The 20,114-nt window shown below is 60.8% G+C and carries 18 protein-coding genes; 11 read left to right on the top strand and 7 right to left on the bottom strand.

From position 1 onward, the window contains the following. Window positions 1-148 precede the first annotated feature (148 nt). Window positions 149-2,011 carry an LTA synthase family protein gene (locus KQ659_RS21800; protein ID WP_216688961.1) on the top strand — a complete coding sequence of 621 codons (1,863 nt, stop codon included), beginning with the start codon at window positions 149-151 and terminating at the stop codon, window positions 2,009-2,011. 30 nt (window positions 2,012-2,041) lie between these two features. After that, the gene (mtaB, locus tag KQ659_RS09775; protein ID WP_216688962.1) at window positions 2,042-3,376 is read left to right on the top strand and encodes a tRNA (N(6)-L-threonylcarbamoyladenosine(37)-C(2))-methylthiotransferase MtaB; all 1,335 of its coding nucleotides are present in this window, start codon (window positions 2,042-2,044) and stop codon (window positions 3,374-3,376) included. A gap of 176 nt (window positions 3,377-3,552) precedes the next feature. On the opposite strand, the gene KQ659_RS09770 is transcribed toward mtaB, so the two are convergent. After that, entirely contained in the window at window positions 3,553-4,380 is an 828-nt protein-coding gene (locus KQ659_RS09770; protein ID WP_216726264.1) for a helix-turn-helix transcriptional regulator, read from the bottom strand. A gap of 76 nt (window positions 4,381-4,456) precedes the next feature. Further along, complete coding sequence (locus KQ659_RS09765; protein ID WP_216688964.1) at window positions 4,457-5,698, bottom strand: ABC transporter permease; 1,242 nt, start codon at window positions 5,696-5,698, stop codon at window positions 4,457-4,459. Window positions 5,699-5,853: 155 nt separating this feature from the next. On the opposite strand from KQ659_RS09765, the gene KQ659_RS09760 reads away from it, so the two are divergent. The 3 genes from KQ659_RS09760 (at window position 5,854) to KQ659_RS09750 (ending at window position 10,234) form a co-directional block, all read left to right on the top strand. Then, window positions 5,854-7,119 carry an asparagine synthetase B gene (locus KQ659_RS09760; protein ID WP_216688965.1) on the top strand — a complete coding sequence of 422 codons (1,266 nt, stop codon included), beginning with the start codon at window positions 5,854-5,856 and terminating at the stop codon, window positions 7,117-7,119. Window positions 7,120-7,347: 228 nt separating this feature from the next. Next, entirely contained in the window at window positions 7,348-8,145 is a 798-nt protein-coding gene (locus KQ659_RS09755) for a phosphatase PAP2 family protein (protein ID WP_216688966.1), read from the top strand. Between the two features lie 172 nt (window positions 8,146-8,317). Further along, window positions 8,318-10,234 (top strand): glycoside hydrolase family 2 TIM barrel-domain containing protein, encoded by a 1,917-nt coding sequence (locus tag KQ659_RS09750; protein ID WP_216688967.1) that lies wholly within the window; start codon window positions 8,318-8,320, stop codon window positions 10,232-10,234. Here KQ659_RS09750 and KQ659_RS09745 read toward each other — a convergent pair. After that, window positions 10,190-10,591, bottom strand: a complete 402-nt coding sequence (locus KQ659_RS09745) for a hypothetical protein (protein ID WP_216688968.1) — start codon at window positions 10,589-10,591, stop codon at window positions 10,190-10,192. The genes KQ659_RS09750 and KQ659_RS09745 overlap by 45 nt on opposite strands. Before the next feature lie 159 nt (window positions 10,592-10,750). Between KQ659_RS09745 and KQ659_RS09740 the strand changes: the two genes are divergently transcribed. The 3 genes from KQ659_RS09740 (at window position 10,751) to fahA (ending at window position 13,587) form a co-directional block, all read left to right on the top strand. Beyond that, a complete protein-coding gene (locus KQ659_RS09740; RefSeq protein ID WP_216688969.1) occupies window positions 10,751-11,854 on the top strand; it encodes an Mrp/NBP35 family ATP-binding protein in 1,104 nt (367 codons plus the stop codon). A 48-nt stretch (window positions 11,855-11,902) separates the two neighbouring features. Then, a complete protein-coding gene (locus tag KQ659_RS09735; RefSeq protein ID WP_216690704.1) occupies window positions 11,903-12,118 on the top strand; it encodes a NifU family protein in 216 nt (71 codons plus the stop codon). Window positions 12,119-12,300: 182 nt separating this feature from the next. Continuing rightward, window positions 12,301-13,587: a fumarylacetoacetase gene (gene fahA, locus KQ659_RS09730; RefSeq protein ID WP_216688970.1), complete on the top strand. Its 1,287-nt coding sequence runs from the start codon at window positions 12,301-12,303 to the stop codon at window positions 13,585-13,587. Between the two features lie 63 nt (window positions 13,588-13,650). On the opposite strand, the gene miaE is transcribed toward fahA, so the two are convergent. Genes miaE through lpxK form a run of 3 tightly spaced genes read right to left on the bottom strand, consistent with a single transcriptional unit; the run spans window position 13,651 to window position 17,390 of the window. Further along, on the bottom strand, window positions 13,651-14,250 hold the full coding sequence (gene miaE, locus KQ659_RS09725; RefSeq protein ID WP_216688971.1) for a tRNA-(ms[2]io[6]A)-hydroxylase: 600 nt from the start codon (window positions 14,248-14,250) through the stop codon (window positions 13,651-13,653). A gap of 7 nt (window positions 14,251-14,257) precedes the next feature. After that, window positions 14,258-16,291 carry a putative porin gene (locus tag KQ659_RS09720; RefSeq protein ID WP_216688972.1) on the bottom strand — a complete coding sequence of 678 codons (2,034 nt, stop codon included), beginning with the start codon at window positions 16,289-16,291 and terminating at the stop codon, window positions 14,258-14,260. A gap of 55 nt (window positions 16,292-16,346) precedes the next feature. Next, entirely contained in the window at window positions 16,347-17,390 is a 1,044-nt protein-coding gene (lpxK, locus tag KQ659_RS09715; protein WP_226929918.1) for a tetraacyldisaccharide 4'-kinase, read from the bottom strand. A gap of 142 nt (window positions 17,391-17,532) precedes the next feature. On the opposite strand from lpxK, the gene KQ659_RS09710 reads away from it, so the two are divergent. From KQ659_RS09710 to KQ659_RS21790, 3 genes are all read left to right on the top strand, one after another. Next, window positions 17,533-18,222 carry a DUF6992 family protein gene (locus KQ659_RS09710; RefSeq protein ID WP_216688973.1) on the top strand — a complete coding sequence of 230 codons (690 nt, stop codon included), beginning with the start codon at window positions 17,533-17,535 and terminating at the stop codon, window positions 18,220-18,222. Between the two features lie 169 nt (window positions 18,223-18,391). Next, complete coding sequence (locus tag KQ659_RS21795; RefSeq protein WP_332875063.1) at window positions 18,392-18,694, top strand: uracil-DNA glycosylase family protein; 303 nt, start codon at window positions 18,392-18,394, stop codon at window positions 18,692-18,694. Window positions 18,695-18,733: 39 nt separating this feature from the next. Then, the gene (locus KQ659_RS21790) at window positions 18,734-18,937 is read left to right on the top strand and encodes a uracil-DNA glycosylase family protein (RefSeq protein WP_216688974.1); all 204 of its coding nucleotides are present in this window, start codon (window positions 18,734-18,736) and stop codon (window positions 18,935-18,937) included. Here KQ659_RS21790 and KQ659_RS09700 read toward each other — a convergent pair. Further along, entirely contained in the window at window positions 18,910-20,025 is a 1,116-nt protein-coding gene (locus tag KQ659_RS09700) for an IS4 family transposase (RefSeq protein ID WP_216685403.1), read from the bottom strand. The two genes, KQ659_RS21790 and KQ659_RS09700, sit on opposite strands and share 28 nt — an antisense overlap. Window positions 20,026-20,114: the final 89 nt, after the last annotated feature.

Here is a 20,114-nt window from a genome sequence, read left to right as displayed (position 1 = left end):
ATTATTGAGGCTTTTTCTCAAATACGCTCATATTTTCCGGTAATATGCTTCTTTTTTTAACCTGATTTTTAAAATTCGGTCTTCATAAAGACAAAGCCGATTACGGCCTAATGTTTTGGGGCGTATCGGCGGGCTATATCTTTAGGGCGTGAAAAACCGCTTTGCGTTCCAGCCGCGCTACTTTTTTTTCTGGCTGGTATTTTTTGAGCTGTGCCGGGGCTTGTTTCTGGGATACCAATACAAGGCCACGGCTCAACTGTCGGTGGCGGAGGTATTGGGAAGCATGGGGCACGGCCTGCGGCTGGACGCTTCGGCGGCGGCCTATGTCTGCCTGATTCCGTTCCTATTGTTTGTAATTGGCAGCCTGCTGCCCCGTTTTCAATTGCAGCGGCTGATAACGGGGTATTCGGCCGTTATCGGCATTGTGCTGGCCGTGTTGGTCACGGCCGACCTGGAGCTGTACCGCGTGTGGGGTTTCCGGCTCGATGATACGCCCATCCAATACCTGAACTCGCCGCAGGAAATGGCGGCCTCGGCGGGCAGTGCGCCCATTGGCCTGCTGCTGGTGTTGCTGCTGGGCCTGCTAGGCGCGGGCACCTACTTATATAAGGTAGTGATAGGGCGGCTGGTGCCGCTGCCCGCATGGTTTGGGCGGGGCCGGGCAGCACTAGCCAGCTTGCTCTACGCCGGGCTGCTGGTGGTGCCGCTGCGGGGCGGCACCCAGCAGATTCCGGTGAACCAGAGCGACGTTTATTTTTCCAGCATTGCTTTCGCCAACCATGCGGCCCTCAATGCGCCGTGGAACATGATAAGTGCGTTGGTACTGCGCGCGGCCGAGCAGCCCATTAAGCCCTTTATGCCCGACAGCACAGCTCGCCGCCTGGTGGCGGGCCTGTACCCACTGGCTGTGGGTACCCCGGCTCCGCCCGATTCGTCGGCGCTGGTGCTGAGCGAGCCCCGGCCCAACGTGCTGTTTATCATCCTCGAAAGCTTCACCTCCAAGTTTGTGGGCAGCGTGGGCGGCGAAAAGGGCGTGACGCCCAACCTCGACAGCCTGGCCCGAACCGGCATCCTGTTCAACAACATTTTCGCGGCCGGCGACCGCAGCCAGAAAGGGCTGGTTTCGCTGCTTTCGGGCTACCCCAATCAGCCCACGACCAGCATCATCAAGTTCCCGCGCAAAACGGAGCGCCTGCCCCATTTGTGTCAGTCGCTGGCCTCGGTGGGCTACAGCTCGCACTATTACTACGGGGGCGAGCTGGCGTTTGCCAACATGCGCAGCTACCTGCAAGCGGGCGGATATCAAAAGTTTACGGAGCGCAACGACTTTGCAGCGGCCGACCAGAACTCGAAATGGGGCGCACACGACGGGGTGCTTTTCGACCGTATTCTGGGCGACTTGAGTAAGCAGCCGCAGCCGTTCTTCGTCACGGCCTTCACCCTCAGCAGCCATGAGCCCTTTGAGGTGCCCATGAAGCCGCATTTCTCCGGCACCAGCGAGGTAGAGCAGTTTCGCAACTCGGTTTACTACACCGATTATACGCTGGGTAAATTCCTGCGGGAGGCCAAGAAACAGCCCTGGTACGCCCATACGCTATTGGTACTGGTAGCCGACCACGGTCACCAGCAGCCCGGCAACTCCGCCAACCAAAGCCCCAATAAATTCCAGATTCCGCTGCTGCTGGCTGGCGGCGCGCTGCGGCCCGAAGCCCGTGGCCGGGTAATAAGTGCGCTGGGTTCGCAAACCGACGTGGCCGCTACCCTGCTGCACCAGCTGCAATTACCGGCTCAACATTTCGTCTGGAGCCGCAACCTGCTGGCTCAGCATAACCCGCCCTTCGTGTACTACTGCTTTAATAATGGTTTTGGCGCCGTTTCGCCGCAGGGTACCATCACCTTCGATAACGTGGGTAGCCACATTATGGACCGCGACCCCGGCACCCCCAACAGCCAGCTGAAGCTGGGCCAGGCCATGGAGCAGGTATCGATGGAAGACTTTGCGCGCAAGTAGAACGCGCCCGGGCCGTACCTTTGCCGGACTATGCCTACCCCCCAATCCGTTGCTTTTTATACCCTCGGCTGCAAGCTGAACTTCTCCGAAACGTCGGCCATCGGCCGGCAGTTTGAGGAAAAGGGCTTCCAGAAAATTCCTTTTGAGGCCGGGGCCGACCTCTACGTTATCAATACCTGCTCCGTCACGGACCACGCCGACCGCAAGTGCCGCAAAGTAGTGCAGCAGGCCCTGAAACATAATCCGGAGGCCTTTGTGGCCATTGTGGGCTGCTACGCCCAGCTCAAGCCGCAGGAAATCGCGGCCATTCCCGGCGTGAGCGCCGTGCTGGGCGCGGCCGAGAAATTTATGCTGGTCGATATTCTGGCCGATTTTCAGAAGCCGGCCGCCGGGCAGCCCGGCGCGGTGCATGCCTCGCCCATCTCAGCAGCCACCGAGTTTGTAGCCGCGCACTCCTTCGGCGACCGCACCCGGACCTTTATGAAGGTGCAGGACGGCTGCGACTATACCTGCTCGTTCTGCACCATTCCGCTGGCGCGGGGCGGCAGCCGCTCGGGTAGCATAGCCAGTGTGGTGGAGCGCGTGGAGAAGTTAGCTGAGAACGGCGTGAAGGAAATCGTGCTCACCGGCGTCAACCTCGGCGATTTTGGCCTGCAGGGCCCCGAGCGCGAGCGCCGCGAAGATTTTACCCAGCTGGTGCAGGCCCTCGATGCCGTGACCGGTATCCGCCGCTTTCGCATCAGCAGCTGCGAGCCCAACCTGCTCACCGACGAGATTCTGACCACCGTGGCCGCGTCGGAGCACTTTATGCCGCACTTCCACATCCCGCTGCAAAGTGGCTCGGACAAGATTCTGGGCCTCATGCGCCGCCGCTACCGCCGGGCCCTCTACACCCAGCGCGTGGCCCGCATCAAGGAGCTGATGCCACACGCCTGCATTGGAGTCGATGTCATCGTGGGCTTTCCCGGCGAGACGGACGCGGATTTTCTGGACACCTATAATTTCCTGAACGAGCTGCCGATTAGCTACCTGCACGTTTTCCCGTACTCGGAGCGGGCCGATACGCTGGCCCCCACCCTGCCCGGCCGGGTGCAGGACCGGGTGCGGCACGAGCGCACCACGCAATTGCGCAGCCTCTCGGAGAAGAAAAAGCGGTTTTTCTACGAAGAACACCTCGGCCTCGAAACCGAAGTGCTTTTTGAAGACGATGTGACCAATGGCCAGATGGAGGGCTTCACGCCCAACTACATCCGCGTGGCCGCCAAGTACGACCCGCTGCTGGTAGGCGAAATGAAGCCGCTACGCCTCACCAGCGTGAATGCCTTCGGGCTGATGGAAGCCGAGGAAATGGGTATTCTCGTCTGAACCGCAGATTCTGCTGATTAAACGGATTGAACGGATTCTCACTTAGGCTATTAGAAAACGCCTTTCCGAAACCGTAAAACAGCGAGGGCTGCCCATTGGGCAGCCCTCGCTGTTTTACGGTTTCTCAACCGGATGCCAAAATCTGTTCAATCCATTTAATCGGCAGAATCTGCGGTCTAGACCATGCTTTGTCGGGCCATGGCCAGCATTTCGCGCAGCATATTTTGCTGCTCCAGCAGGTGCTGGTTGCGCATTTCGGCGAGGGCCAGCTGGTGCTGTAAGTGTTGCGCATGCAATGCCGCCGCCACATAAACTTCGGGTGCGGATGCGCTGGGAGCCGGCGCGGGCACTGCCGGGGCTGGTGCAGGCGTGGGATGCGGAGCCGCCAACACCGGCACCGGCTCCTGAATCAGCGGGGCGCCTGGGGCTGCCGGGGCAACGGGCGCAGCGGGGGCTTCGGCAGCGGCAGCAACATGGGTTGCCACGGGATTTTCTGCCACGACAGGCGCAGCGGGAGCTGCCGCGGGCTGGGGCACTTCGGCCTCACCAAGAGCGGAGGCTCCGTTGGCGCGCACCGGCTGATTGGCGGCGGCAGCCAATGCCAGCGTAGCCGCTATTTCGGCTGGCTGAAGCCGGGAGCCGGCCACGCCCGGCCCGGAACGCCGCGCCGCATGCACCTCTACATCGGACAAATCGATGGGTTCGAATGCGGCTTCCGGCGCTACGGATGCGAGTGGCGCGGCGGGTGGCGTTACTGCTTTTGGTGCGTGCTCTCCACTCACCAACATCGGGCCACGGCCTAACAAAAGCCAGTCTCTGGACACATTTGGATAAATTTCAAACACCTTACACAACAGGTCATAGCCGGGTTTATTGCGGCCGTCGATGAGGTGCTGCACCACGCTGGCCGTCTTGCCCAGGGAGATGGCAAAGCTGTTTTTGGTCAACCCAAACTGCTGAATGAGTTGCGCAAAGCGCTGGTCGATGGGAACAGAAACGGGCACAGCCATACACTTACACAAATGAGTAGTTGTGCAAATGTATAAAAAAGCCGCTTATCAGCCCCGCTTTGCGTTTTGGCTATTCGTAGCGCAGCGAATCAATCGGGTCGAGCGCGGCGGCTTTACTAGCGGGGTAGTAGCCCGAGGCCATGCCCACCCCTACGCAGATAACCAGGCCCGCCGCCATCCACCCCCACGGCACCAGGAAGGAGCCCGAGCCCACGAACTTGGCCACCAGGTTGCCACCGAGCACACCGAGCAGAATACCCATGCCGCCGCCCATGAGGCAAATCACAATGGCTTCCATCAGAAACTGAAACCGGATTTGGCGGGCCGTCGCGCCCAGCGCCTTGCGAATGCCAATTTCACGGGTCCGCTCCGTTACCGACACCAGCATGATATTCATAAGGGCAATGCTGGCCCCGAGCAGCGTGACGAAGGCAATGATGCTGCCGCCGGCTTTCATCTTGCCCGAAATCGCATCCAGGTCATTGGCCAGCGACGTGCTGCTCTCGACCACGAAGCTCTCTTCTTTACCCAGCTTGTCGTGCCGCACGGCGCGCATGATGCCGGTGGCCTGGCCCATGACGAAGTTGAGGGTGCTGTGCTCGGCGGTGGCCGTTTTCACGTCGTAGCTGAGGGCGCGCTGGCGGGGCATCTGGTTGCCGGTTTCGAGGGGTAGCAGGGCCACGCGGTCGGCCCCGCCGCCGCCACCAGCTCCACTCCCACTCTTTTCGAGCAGGCCCACAATCAGGAAGCGGCGACCCATGGCGGCCACGTACTTGCCCACCGGGCTCTGCTTCGGAAATAACTTGGAACGAATTTCGTCGCCCACTATCATCACATTTGCCCCGCTGTTGAGCTCGGCTTGCGAGAAGGTGCGGCCATTGGCCAGGTTGTAGCCTTCTATTCGCAGGTAATTTTCATCGCCGGCCACCACCTGCATGTTAGGGTTGGTTTTGGTGCCGTTGGCTTTCATTTCCACGGCCCCGGCAATGAAAGCCGACACGCCAACCTGGGCATCGTCGCCCATGGCTTTTTTATACTGCTTGGCTTGCAGGAAGCTGATGGGCGGATACTGCCTGGACTGCACGCCGCCGCGCCGCCCGCGGTTGCTGTAGCCCTTGGCGTGCAGTTCGAAGGAGTTGGCCCCGAGGCTGGCGAAGGTTTCGGACAGCGAATTCTTCATCGCGTCGATGCCCGTGAGGATGCCCACCAGCGCAAACAGCCCGATGCTGAGAATAAGGGCCGTGAGAATGGTGCGCAGCAGGTTGGCGCGGATGGAGCGGAAGGCTTCGCGGACGTTTTCGAAAGGACTCATGGGCAGGGATTTGTAGCACATGCTATAGCTTGTGCACTCAGGAAGGCACAAGCTAAAGCATGTGCTACTGAGTCAAAGTTCGGCGGCCGACGCTTAACTTGAACCACTGGCGCGGCAACCTCGTTGGTTTGCTGCGTTTCTTTCCCCCAAAAACTATGCTGCTCAAGCGTTTTTTGTTGCTTTTGCTCGTGACCGTGGCCCCGCTGGCGGCCCGCGCCAACCACGTGTTCATCCCCATGGATAATACCCAGAAGGAGTGTCTGAAGGCCTACGGCGTGGCTTTCTGGCTGCTCCAGCGCGAAGTACCGGTCGATTGGCTGCTCAACTACCGGGGCGGCTCCTTTGCCTTCGAAAGCACGCCGGGGGCCGAGAACGAGCTGGCCGTGCGCGGCGTCAGCTTCCAGGTAATCAGTGAGGCGCAGTACACCGGCATTCTCCAGGAAATAGCCGACCCCAACGCCAACATGGACGTGATGAAGCTGGAGAAGGTGCCCAAAATAGCGGTGTACACGCCCAAGGGCAAGCAGCCCTGGGACGATGCCGTGACCATGGTGCTGGCCTACGCCGAAATTCCCTACACCCAGATTTACGACGACGAGGTGCTGAAGGGCGAGCTGCCCAAGTACGACTGGCTGCACCTGCACCACGAAGACTTCACGGGCGAGTACGGCAAGTTTTACGCCACCTACCGCAACTACCCCTGGTACCAGCAGCAAGTGCGCGACGCCGAAGCGGCCGCCAAGCGTAACGGCTTTGCCAAAGTGAGCCTGATGAAAGGCACAGTGGCCACCAAAATGCAGGAATTCATCGCCGGCGGCGGGTTTCTGTTCGCCATGTGCTCGGCCACCGACAGCTACGACATTGCGCTGGCCGGCCTAGGCATCGATATGGTGGAAAGTATGTACGACGGCGACCCGGCCGACCCGGCCGCGCAATCCAAGCTCAACTTCAACCGCTGCCTAGCCTTCCAGAATTTCCAGCTGGTGCGCGACCCGTACTTCTACGAGTACTCCAACATCGACATGCAACCCAACGAGCGCGGCCTGGGCGAGCAGAACGACTATTTCTCGCTCTTCACCTACTCGGCCAAGTACGACCCGGTGCCCACCATGCTCTGCCAGAACCACGACAAAACCATCCACGGCTTCATGGGCCAGACCACGGCCTTCCGCAAAAGCCTCATCAAGCCCGACGTCATCGTGATGGGCGAAACCAAGCAGACCGGCGAGGCCCGCTACATCCACGGCACGCTGGGCAAGGGCACCTGGACGTTCTACGGCGGCCACGACCCCGAAGACTACCAGCACCTGGTGGGTGAAGAGCCCACCGATTTGGCCCTGCACCCCAACTCGCCCGGCTACCGACTGATATTGAACAACATCCTATTCCCGGCGGCCAAAAAGAAGAAGCAGAAAACCTAAGAAGCTTCGCTCCCCCCGCGCCAATCCCCAACCTTCACCGATTGGGGCTTTTTTTGTCCTGAAACCTCCGGCAGGCGGACCCCAATGGCTTTATGCAGCGCCCGGCAACTCGCCTTGGCGGGAGTTTACCCGCTGTTCGCCCCACGCAGCGCGTCATTCACCGGTTTCGCGCTCATGATGAGGGCACTTATGGCTTAACTTTCAGGACCACATTAATATCCTTGCGCTTTGCTGCTACGCTTAAGCTTGTTCCTGTTTGTTCTGAGTGGCTTGGCAGCCCGTACGGCCCAGGCTCGCCAGCCCACGCATTTCCCTACTGACTCGGCGGTGCAGGCACTGCGGCCCATGCACAAGGGCCGCGCTGTGGCCATGCGCATTGCCGTGCCGTCGGCGCTGGTGGCCTTGGGCGTGATGGCCCACAGCCCCACCTACAGCACGGTGCTGTGCCAAGCTAAGCAGGACATGCAGGCCAAAACCCAGGAAGTTTTTGGGGGTTTCGATGCCCATGGCATCGACGACTACTCGCGCCATGCGCCCTTGGCGATTGCCTACGGCCTGATGGCCACCGGCCACCAAGGCGAACGCTCGGCCGTGGCCTTCACGCTCATTTACCTGGCCGCCCACGAGCTGAACGAAGGCATCGTGAGCAACCTCAAGCGCATCACCGCCGAACCCCGCCCCTACAACGCCCAGGATTTGAGCTCATTCCCGTCGTCGCACACGTCGCAGGCCTTTCTTACGGCCACGCTGCTGCACGAGCAATACGGCCGCCAGTACCCGTGGGTAAGCGTGAGCGGCTACGCCGTGGCCACCGCCACCGGGGCCATGCGCCTGATGGGCAACAAGCACTGGGCCACCGACGTGCTGGCCGGCGCCGCCATCGGCTTTCTTTCGGCCGAAACCGTGTGGCACCTCTATCCCGCGCTCACCAAAATGCTGCCGCCTCGCCTGGCCCACCGACTACTGCTGGTGCCCACCTACATGCCCGGCGCGGGCGCGGGGGCCGCGCTGGCCTTCCGGCCGTAGCCCGGCATTCATCGTTTGCAGAAGCCGACTCCTTTCGAATCAGAAAGTGGGCCGGCTTTTTTTGAGCGCGCGGGCCGGCTTCTGCTGTATCATTATTCGTCTTGTTTTCGTTTGGTAAGCAGCACGTTGCCAGCCGCCGATGGCTCCAGCAGTCTTTACGTTTCCTATTCGTATGGACGAACTGCATCAGGTAAACTACTCACTTTCCGCCAGCCAGCCCGAAGCCGCCGCTACCGAAGAAGCCGCCACCCCCCTGCCCCGGGCCGTGCTTCGGATGAACGGCCACATGCTGCTCGACGGCACCTGGCACTTCGCCGAAGACGCCGAAGACGTGGGCCTGCGCGAGAACTGGGCCCTGGGCCACGCCTACGAGCACACCGCCCAGTGGCCCGGCTCGGTCGAAGAGCACCTAGCCCAGGCGCGGGGCCACCAGAACGGCCCGGCGTGGCAAGACCAGGTGGTGGTGTGGTACGAGCGGGAATTCTACCTGCCCGAAGTAGGCGAATCGCAAAAGCGGTTGATGCTCCAGCTCACGTTTGGGGCCTGCGGCTACGACACCCGGGTGTGGCTCAACGGCAAGCCGCTGAAAACCATTGAAGGCGAAGAAATTCACCTGGGCGAATACACGTCGTTTTCTTATGAGCTGGACGAAGAATACCTGCATCTCGTCAACCGCCTCACGGTCCGCATTGCCGATACCATGGACGCCGAGGTGCCCCGCGGCAAGCAGGAATCGCACGTTTACAAGCGGGGCGGCATCTGGTACCAAACCTACACCGGGGCCGTGCGCAGCGTGTGGCTCGAAATGGTGGAGCGCAACCGGCTGCGCTCCCGGGTAGGCGTGGTGAGCGTGGTGGAAGACCGGCTGGTGCGCTTCAACCTCACCCTTCGCATTCACGATACTGGTGCTTATACCATTCGCCTACAGGCTTTTGAATCCGATACCAAAGACCGCACTACGCCCCTGGCCACCTCCGACTTCCCCCTGCTGCTGGTAGCCGGGCAGTGGCAGCAGCGGCTGGTGCTCGAAGTGCCGGGAGCCCGGCTGTGGTCGCCGGAAGCGCCGCACCGCTACCGGCTGGTAGCGCAGCTTATTCATGCCGATGGCTACGCGGCCCAGATTGAAACGCTGTTTGGCTTGCGCAAAATTGAAGCCCGGGGCCGCTACGTGTACCTCAACAACGAGCCGGTGTACCTCGATGGCATTCTGTACCAGCCCGGGCAGACCACCTACCAGGAAATGCAGCGCCACATGCACGCCATGAAGGCCCTGGGCTGCAACTTGGTGCGGGTGCACATTGCCGGCATCGACCCACGCATCTACAACCTGGCCGACGAGCTGGGCCTGCTGCTGTGGGTGGAAGTGCCCAGCCCGCACAGCTCTACCGCCCGCAGCCGCCAAAACCACCGGGCCGAGCTCCTGCGCCTGGTCACGCTCAGCGAAACTCACCCCAGCATCGTCATCTGGAGCCTGTACAACGAGGACTGGGGAGCCCAGGACATTGCCACCAACCCCGAAACCCGGCAGTATATCGTCGATACTTATCACTTTATGCAACTTGCCTACCCGCAGTTTCTGGTGGTGGATAACGACGGCTGGCACCACGTTTCCTACACCGGCCGCCTGAAGTCGGACCTGCTCACCGCCCACCTCTACACCCCCGACCTGAGCCGGTGGCAGGAGCTGCTCGACCGCCTGGTGGGCGGCGAGCTGGAGGGAACCGCCGCCTTCCCGCTGGTGGTGGGCGACCCGTTTTTCTACCGCCGCCAGGTGCCGCTCATTGTGAGCGAATGGGGCGGTTTTGGCTTTCCCGACTACGGCGGGCCGCAGGATGCGGGAGCCCGCACCAACACCATTCGCGCCTTCAAGCAGGAGCTGCGCCAGCGGCCCATTGCCAGCGACGTGTACACCCAGGCCACCAACATCGAAGACGAGCGCAACGGCTTGCTCGACCCGCATACCGGTGCGCTAAGCGTGCCCGCCGGCTTGCTAAACTCGCACCAGGTGCCGCCGCAACCGGTACAAGCCCCCGCCGCCGACCAGCTAGCGCCGGTTAGCGCGAAGGCTCGTTGGGGAAGCCGCCGCTAAGGTTGCCGTCATGCACCAGCCGACCCGCGTGGCGGTATTGCTGGCCTGTCGCTGCACACATAGCCGGGCCGGCACGGTAGTCGTCACGGAGTTCTCCTGCAAAATCAACGGGCCAATTTCCGGCTGCTGGCGTGGCAAAGCTATTTTTGCCGCCCTGGGCACAATCAGCTCAAATACGACTACTTGCTCTTGGTCTTCTTCACATGGCGCGCAGCATACAGGCTGCAGACCGTCGGTTCCGGATTCTTGGTCACGATGTTGCATAAGAGTTACAGGTAAAAGGTGAATGGATGACAGGCCGGAAAGTAAGGAAAATATTTTTTCTGTAAATATGATATCTATCAGCCAGAAAATCAAAATCTATGAAAAACTATTTTAATTATTTTTTTAATACTATCTCAATAATTCACTGCTCATTCTGCCGCTAGCGGCGGGGTAGCGGCCGGTTTCCGAACCACGCCGACCTTTCGGGGGTTATCTTTGCGGTACGCTGCCATTTGGCGCATTGCCTCCTCCATGACCATAACCAAAGAAGCCGTTCTCAAAGCGCTGAGCTACGTGGAAGAGCCCGACCTGGGCCAAGACCTCGTGACGCTCAACATGATTGAGAACATTGAGATTGACGGCCTCACCGTCGCGTTTACCGTGGTGCTCACCACCCCCGCCTGCCCGCTCAAGCAGCTCATTCACGATGCCTGCGAGCGCGCTATCCACACGATGGTGGATAAGGACGCCAACGTGGTGATTACCATGACCTCGCGCGTGACCACCCTGCGCAACAACCGCGGCGACCTGCTGCCCGGCGTCAAAAACATCATCGCCATTGCCTCGGGCAAGGGCGGCGTGGGCAAAAGCACCGTCACGGCCAACCTGGCGGTGGCGCTGGCCGCTACCGGGGCCAAAGTGGGCCTGGTTGATGCCGACATTTCCGGCCCCAGCATGCCCGTCATGTTTGACGTGGAAGACCAGGCGCCGCACGTATTTCAGGGGCCGAACGGCAAAAACCTGATTCAGCCCATCGAGAAATACGGCGTGAAGCTGATGAGCATCGGCTTTCTGGCGCCGGCCGAAAGCGCCATTGTGTGGCGCGGTCCCATGGCCTCGTCGGCGCTCAAGCAGTTCATTACCGAAGTAGATTGGGGCGAGCTCGATTACCTGCTGCTCGACCTGCCGCCCGGCACTTCCGACATTCACCTCACCCTGGTGCAAACCGTGCCCGTGACCGGGGCCGTTATCGTAACAACGCCGCAAAAAGTGGCGCTGGCCGATGCCCAGAAGGGTTTGCAGATGTTCCGCCAGCCCCAAATCAACGTGCCCGTGCTGGGCGTGGTGGAGAACATGGCCTGGTTTACCCCAGCTGAGCTGCCCGATAGCAAATACTTTATTTTTGGTGAAAACGGCGGCCAACGCCTCGCCGCGCAGCACGATGTACCGTTGCTGGGCCAGCTGCCGCTGGTGCAGAGCATCCGCGAAAACGGCGACCAGGGCCGGCCGGCCGTACTCGACCCGAAATCGGTGGTGGGCAAAATGTTCGCCGACCTGGCCGAGGCCGTAGCCCGCCAGGTGAGCATCCGCAACAACGTGGCCCCCAAAACGGCCGTCGTGCAAATGAACCCCTAACTACCTGTGGAAAACCAAGCTGCCTCCCCCATTTTCGACCATCCGCTCATGCCCCGCGTAGAGGCTGCGCTGGACAGCCTGCGCCCCTACCTGGCCACCGACGGCGGCAACGTGCGCGTGGCCAACATCACCCCCGAGGGCGTGCTGCAACTGGAATGGGAAGGTGCCTGCGGGGCCTGCCCCATGTCGCCAATGACCCGCGCCGGCCTGGAAGACACGGTGAAAAAAGCCGTACCCGAAATCACGGCCGTCGAGGCACGGTAGGGCTTTTCTCATTATCCTCAGGTCAAAAGACCATCGTCATGCAGCTCGCAGCGACGCATCTTTACCGCAGCAAGTAATCCTTTCGATTGGGCTACTATTGCGGTAAAGATGCGTCGCTGCGAGCTGCATGACGTTTTTTGATTCGACTCCCTTCCATATCCCCCCAACCTCACCACCCCCGTATGCCCAACGAACTCAACGCACCTTCGCTTCACTCCTGGATTGATATTCACCCCGAAAGTGACTTTCCAATCCAGAACCTACCCTTCGGCGTATTTGAAACCGATGAGCGGGGGCCGCACCTGGGCGTGGCAATTGGCGGCTATGTGCTTGATTTATATGCCGCCAGCCAGTTTGGTTTTTTTCAGGATTTGGATGAGTTGGGCGATGCCCAGCCCAAGGTATTTCGGCGGAAGTCGCTGAATGCATTTCTGCGGCTGGGCCGGCCGGCCTGGCGGGCCGTGCGCCAGCGCGTGAGCGAGCTGCTGCGTCACGACGAGCCCCGCCTGCGCGACAACGAGCTGGCCGTGCGCGACTGCCTCCTGCGCCAAACCGAAGTGCGCATGCTGCGCCCCGTGAAGCCGGCCAACTACACCGATTTTTACAGCAGCATCGAGCACGCCACCAACGTGGGCACCATGTTCCGCGACCCCGCCAACGCGCTGCTGCCCAACTGGCGGCACTTGCCCATTGGCTACCACGGGCGCACTAGCAGCATCGTGGCCTCGGGCACCGATATCCGCCGGCCCAATGGCCAGCGCAAGGCTCCGACCGAGGACGCGCCTACCTTCGGCCCCAGCCGCCAGCTCGACTTTGAGTTGGAAATGGCCTTTGTAGTAGGCACCGGCACCGAGCTGGGCACGACGGTATCCATCGACGAAGCTGAAAACCACATCTTCGGTCTGTGCCTGTTCAACGACTGGAGCGCCCGCGACCTGCAAAGCTGGGAATACGTGCCACTAGGGCCTTTTCTGGGCAAGAATTTCGGCAGTAGCATGGCCCCGTGGGTAGTGACGCTGGATGCGTTGGAGCCCTTCCGCATAGCTGGCCCCACGCAGGAACCCCAGCCCCTGCCCTACCTGAGCCAAAGCGGCGCGCACAACTTCGACGTGCACCTCGAAGTAGCCCTGACGCCCGCCAATGGCCCCGAAACCACCATCAGCCGGGCCAATTTCGGGCTCATGTACTGGAGCATGGCGCAGCAGCTCACCCACCACGCCTCCAACGGCTGCAACCTCGAAGCCGGCGACCTCTACGCCTCCGGCACCATCTCCGGTGCCACGCCCGATTCGCTGGGCTCCATGCTGGAGCTGAGCTGGCGCGGCACCCGCCCCGTGCCCCTGGCCGATGGCTCGGAACGGAGCTTCCTGCTCGACGGCGACACCGTGACCATGCGCGGCTACGCGGAGAAGGATGGTGTTCGCATTGGCTTTGGCGAAGTAAGCGGCACGGTGCTGCCAGCGCTGTAAGAAGTTTTGAGAGTTGAGTTTTGAGAGTCCATTCAAAACTCAACCCTCAAAATTCAACCCTTCTTAGTGCATACGGTCGTCGCGCACCGGCAAATTTGTCACGATTTCGCCTTCAATTACCAGCAATTCCTGCAACCGCTCTTCTACCAGTTTCGGGTCGCAATATTCTTTGGCCAGGTCGACGTAGCTCACGAAATGCGCGGCTTCGGACACCATCAATTCGTAATAGAATTTACTTAATTCCTGGTCGGCGATATTTTGCCACAGTAATTTGAACCGCTCGCAGCTGCGCGCCTCAATCAGGGCCGAAATCAAGAGTTGGTCCATGAGCTGGCGCTCGCGGGCACCGCCTTTGCGCACATGGGCCAGCAGCTGCACCACGTACTCGTCTTTGCGGGGACGGCCCAGGGCAAAACCGCGTTTACGCAGCTCCAGGAGCACTCGTTCGAAGTGGCTCCACTCCTCGGCTACCAGGTCGGTCAGCTCATCCACGAGGCGGGTTTTCTCGGGATAATGGATAATCATGCTGATGCCGGTGCTGGCGGCTTTCTGCTCGCACCAGGCGTGGTCAACCAGAATATCTTCGATATTTTTCTCCGCGATATTTACCCAGCGCGGGTCGGTATTGAGCTTTAATTTGAGAATGGTCTTTTCCTTTATCATCGTCATTCTAATTGAAGAAATTCCACTTTACGCCCAGCTGAAGCCGACGCGGATAGCCGGTGTAGAAAGGCGAAGCGTAATAGCCGTTGTAATTGAGTCCCTGGTTGACGTAAGCAATTTTCAGAAATATCGAAACCGTCTTGATATCGGCCACAAAAAACACGTCGGCAATGGCGTGAGCACCGATGGTGAAATGGTCCTGCTGGTAGAATTGCTGGGCCGTGGGATTGTAGGTGTAGCCCCGGAATGCAGACTGGTAATATACTTCGGCCCCAATCTGGTTGAACAGCGCTTTGTGGAAGATGTAGCTTTCGAAAAACACTCGCGAATTGGTTACCAGACTGGGAATACGCAGGCCTTCAGAGTCATTATCGCCCTTGGTGTAGGTGACCTGGTTATCGAAGCCCACGCGGCCCAGCATGGTGCGGTGGCGGGCGAAGACAATAACCAGATTACGGTTGGTGCCGAGCTGCTGCGGGGCTCCCGTGGTGCCATAATACACCAGATTGGCGATGTTTACGCCGCTCACGCTGGCCTCGAAGCGCTGGCCGGTGAGGAGGCCCAGACTGGGCAACTTCAGCTGCAGGCGGCCGGTGAACTGCTGGGTACTGATGTTTTTATCAAACGTGCCATCGACGGCATTGGTGGCGGGGCTGATATAGTTGCCGCTCCAGTGGCTCCAGGCATAGTGGTTGCCGATGAACTCCTGCTGGGTGAGCGTGGGCGAGTAGGAATTCACCAGCACCTCGGCCGAAAGCGGGCCGGTACGCACATTGCCCCGAAACCAGTATTCGGGGCTGAAATTACTCGAGCTAAGGCCACTCAGGGGCAGCAGGTACACTTCGCCGGCCGTTTCCACGGCGTAAATGGTGCGGTAGTTGAACGCAGCCGTGCCCCCAACAAAGAATTGGTTGAACAGCCGCGACGGAACGGGCTGGCGCAGCATCAGGTTGGCAGTAGTAGAGCCGGTGAGCAGCGTCTGGCTGACCAGGGAAGCATCGCGGTCGCGGGCGTAGAGGCGGTATTCGACGGCTTTGGTGCGGCCCAGCACCCCAATGGTGTTTTCGACCTGGCGGTACTCGGCCCGGTCGATGGTGGCGGTGGGGCTGTTGAAGGAGCTGGGGAAAAACGAGCGCTCCAGCGAGCCATCGGAGGCGCGGACCGTTTCCAGGCCCAGGTCGGCAAAGCTGTTGTACTGGCGCTTGGCGTCGAAGGTGTGGTAGACGGTGAGGCCGCGCCCGAGCAGGCGGTAGGTTTGGGTGAGGTAGAGCTCGTCGCGGTCCTCGTTGTTGGCCGCCTGGGTGAGCCACACCTGCTGCTCGCGGTACTTGAAGAGGTCCTGCGGCGTGTTTTCGCCTTCCAGCGGCTTGATGCCGCCCTGCTCCAGGGCCCGGTGGCGCACGTTGCTGAAGTTGAACAACAGGTGGTACCGCTCGTTATCATTTTGATACCGGCCGAAAAACAGCAGGTTGGAATGTTCCACCAGGCCATCGCGGGAGCCCTTGGCGGGCGCCAGCACCTTGTTCGAGGCAATTCGCTCGTAGGCCACACCCACGCTGAAGTTCTTTTTCAGGCTGCGGCTGTAGCTGATTTCAAAAACCTGTTCGCCCGCCCCCGACTGCACCACCCGGAAAAACGAATACGGCGAGCGGGAATCGTAGTACGGCACCGTGCGGGCATCGCGGGCATATTTGTCGAACGCGTTGCGCCCGAAGCGGGCCCCCAGCTCCAGATTGGGCTGATAAAGCAGCGGCCGCGAGGCCGAGCCCACCGTACCCAAATCCTGCTGGAAAGTGGTATCGTGAAACCAGAACCGCGCCTGCGGCCACTTGGTGAGCGTGGTATCGAGCGGGGTGCCGGAAGTGGAGTCGCGCAGCACCTCGGCCTCGTAGATGACGCGGGTCGTTTTGGGGCCGTACAGTACCTTGGTAGAGTCATCGACTACCTGGGCCCGGGCACAGGGCGCGGCCAGCAGCAGCAGGCAAACAAGGGGCCACAGGCGCGACCAGGAGCGTAAAAAAGGAGATTGCAGAGCCTTCAAGGAGGAAACAAAATAGACGGGCGGGCAATATTGCCGCCAGTCAAGTCAATGTAAATCAAGCACCCGCAGCGGGCACGGGCGGCAACAACTGTCGCAGAGCCACGCCACCATCGCCCAGAAACGCCGCCCGTACCGGAATGGTATAGAGCGGCAGGCCGGCCCGGGCGGCCCACAATTCGGGAGCCAGCAGGCGCGTGGCGTCCTTTTCCGTCGTAAAAATAGGCCAGCCCGGCTGCCAATGCGCCCGCAGCGCCGCGACATCCTCCGGCGTGAAGGCGTGATGGTCGGGGAAATTGGCGTGGTGCCGGATGCCATAACCCTGGTTTTCCAGGTATTCGCGCAGCGGGCTAGGCTGGGCAATACCCGTCAGCAGCAGGGCCGGACCGGCAGGTGTGGCGGGCAAAACAATGGACGAGGCACCTGGCAGCGCCCGGGGCGCGGCGTAGTCGTAAGCGGAAAAAAGCACGGGCGTACCGGGCCGGCTGTAGCGCCGAACTTGGTGCGCGACAGCCTGCTGGTCAGCGAATGAAAGGGTGAGCGGGCACTTGGTTACGATGATGATATCGGCGCGGGCGGCCCCGGCGCGGCTTTCGCGCAGGCGGCCAGCGGGCAGCACGTAGTCCGCATAAAAAGGCCGGGCCAGCTCCGTGAGAAGAATATTGAGCGCCGGGCGCACGGCGCGGTGCTGGTAAGCGTCGTCGAGCACGATGACGGTAATTTCCGGGTGTTCGCGCAGCAACAAGTGCGCGCCCAGCCGGCGCTCCTCGGCCACGGCCACCACCACGCTACGGGCCGCAAACTGCTCGAAATACTGCCAAGGCTCGTCGCCCACGGTCGCGGCCGAATCCTGGGGGCCGGCCAGGCGCGGGCCTTTGGTCTGGCGGCCGTAGCCCCGGCTGAGGATGGCCGGGCGGTGGCCCTGGCGCAGCAATTCTTCCACCAGCCATATTACGTGCGGCGTTTTGCCGGTGCCGCCTACGCGCAGGTTGCCCACATTGAGCAGCGGCACGGCGAAAGTTTCAGTCCGTTTCCAGCCGATGTCGTAAAGCCAATTGCGCACGGCCAGCACGGCGGCATAAAGCCAGGAAAACGGCAACACTAAAAAGGTTATAACGGACTGCACGCGCGAACTATTACCGGAGCAAAGGCCCGCAAAAGTACGGCGGTTGCCGAGCCACCCGCACAACTAAGCCCCGAAGCGGTTGCACCCAACCCGTCACCTCACGCTATTTACCATTTCCATGCGCTCGTTGTTCCTGCTTGGCTGCCTGTTGGCCGTGGCCCCAATAGTGCCCGCATGGGCTCAGGTCCCCGCCGATTCGTTGCCCCGGCAGCTGCCTGCCTCTTCGACTGGACTAACTGCTTTTGCTGCCGAGCGCACCCGGCTCGACCAGCGGGCGCTGGCAGTATTGGGCGGCTGGGCCGTGGGCAATTTAGTGGTCAGCGGCATTGCTACGAGCCAAACGGAAGGCTCGGCCCACTATTTTCATCAGATGAATGTTGGCTGGGGCGCCGTTAACCTGGCCCTGGCGGGCACCGGCTACCTGGCCGCCCGGCGGGCCAATCGGCCGCCGGCTGCCGACCGCGCCACCAACGTGCGCGCCCAGCTGCGTACCGAAAACCTCTACCTGTTCAACGCCGGCCTCGACGTGGCCTACCTGGCCACGGGCTTTTACCTGCTCGAAAAAGGCCGCAATCCCACCGCCTCAGGCTCCCCTGAGCGCTGGCGGGGCTACGGGCAGTCGCTGCTGCTGCAAGGCGGATTCCTACTTTTGTTCGATGGGTTGCAGTTTGCAGCCCACCACCAGCACGGCGCTCGGGCCCTCTACCCATTGCTAAGTCGGATTAGCATCGGCCCCGGCGCGGTGGCCCTGACATGGCCTCTGGGCGTCTCGAGGCATCGAACGGTCACCCCGGTTATTTCCCAATAAAGCCTTAATAATCCATGCCAAACCTGGCTACTTCCCTTCCGCGCCTTCTGCGCACCTTTCCCCTGCCCACGGCCCTACCGGCGGGGGTAGAAGCCCGTTCCGCGAGCCGGCCGTATTCGACCTGCTGAGCCAGTTTACCCATAAATTCTACCCCGAAGCGCCACCCCGCGTGGCCGTGCTGGGCATCAACCCCGGCCGGCTGGGCATGGGCCTTACCGGCGTGGCCTTCACCGACCCCACCGCCCTGACCGACCTTTGCGGCATCGAACACGACCTACCCCGGCAGCGGCCCGAAACCTCCACCCAGTTCGTGTACAAAGTCATTGCAGCCATGGGCGGCCCGGCGACATTTTATCAGCACTTCTATGTGGGCTCATTAGACCCACTGGTGCTACTGAAAAATGGCCTGAACTACAATTACTACGACTCCCCCGTTCTCACCAAAGCCCTGTGGCCGTATATCCAACTTTAGCTGCGCCAGCAGGTAGAATCGTTAGGTTTACGCCGCGATGTGGCCGTGAGCCTGGGCAAGCGCAACGGCGAATTCTTCAAGCGCCTCAACGCCGAGCTGAGCTTATTCGATAAAATCATCGTGCTCGACCACCCGCGCCACCTCATGCAGTACAAAAGCCGAGGCGAAGCCGCGAACGTAGCCCACTATGTAGAGATGCTGGGCCGCTGCCTACTCTACCCTACTATTTTTCTAGTGAATTGATATCGAGTAATTTGCCAGCAAAACCAGCGCAATACTGTTTCCACCATTCGGGCGAGCTTCTCAGCCGCCCCGGTACCGGGGCGGCTGAGCTGGCGCAGGATATTTAAGCCGTGTCGGCTAAGGCTCATGGCTCGGTAGCCGTGGTTTTTGCGGCCGATGGGCTGGCTTTTCCGGTCGGCTACCGTGCCCACGCCCAGGCAAAAGGCGTACGCCAGACTGACCAGGGCCACGAGCTTGCGCAACTTCAGGTGGCAGCGCAAGTGACTGGCCTCCAGGTTGAAGCCCCGACCTTTGAGGTTCTGAAAGCACTGCTCGATGGTCCAGCGCTTGGCGTAGAGCTGCCCCATGTACGGCAGGCCCACGTTGCCAAAAAGAAAGAGGAAATCCCCGTCCGTCAAGGCCTTGACCCAGACCTGTCCCCAGACCCCGTCGACCTGGCACTGGGCGAAGCGCCGGGTCTGTCCGACGGCCAGGCCCAGGTCCGTAATGGCTTGCCGGCGGCCACTCGGGTGAGTGAGCAGATGGTGCCGGGGTAGACGCATAACAAAAGGCAGTCCGTTGTCCTTGAGCCATTTGAACCAGGCATGGCCCACGAATTCGCGGTCGCCCAGCACCAGGCCAATCCGGTCTTTGCCCAGCACCTGGACGCAGACCCGGAGCAGGGCGATGCGGTCAGCCGCGTTGGAATTGCCGCTGCGGTTGTCGAGCAGTTCCCAGTAGAGGGGCACGTGAAACGCGCCCTGACCCACGGTCACGAGCAGGATATTGACCTGGCACTGGCCGAAATCCCACTCCGTGCGGTCCAGGCACAGGCGCAGCTTGCCCTGGGCCGGCAGCAGGCCCAGCACTAACTGCGCCAGCACCAGATAGTTCAGGTCCGTTTCGCGGAAAAAATCCTGAATCCGGGTTTCGTTCGAGGCCAACTTGACGGCATCGTTCAAGTGCTGGGCCACCTCGCAGAATTGGACGTTGCGGCTTTTTATCAGCGCGATGATGAACTGGCTCACAAACTTTTGGCGAGCCAGGTTGCGCACCACCGGCAGGTGTTGTAAAACGGTCGTAATTTTGGCGATGAGGCGTTGCTTCATGGGGCGGAACGAGTTGAGCGTGTAGGAACCTCAAAGGTCGGGCCGCCCCGTTTTTTTGCCTTGCCTGACTTTTAGTAGGGTAGAGTAGC

The organism is Hymenobacter siberiensis (assembly GCF_018967865.2).
GTDB lineage: Bacteria > Bacteroidota > Bacteroidia > Cytophagales > Hymenobacteraceae > Hymenobacter > Hymenobacter siberiensis.
Note: the sequence above shows the minus strand (reverse complement) of the source record. Positions and strands in the feature narration are given on the sequence as shown.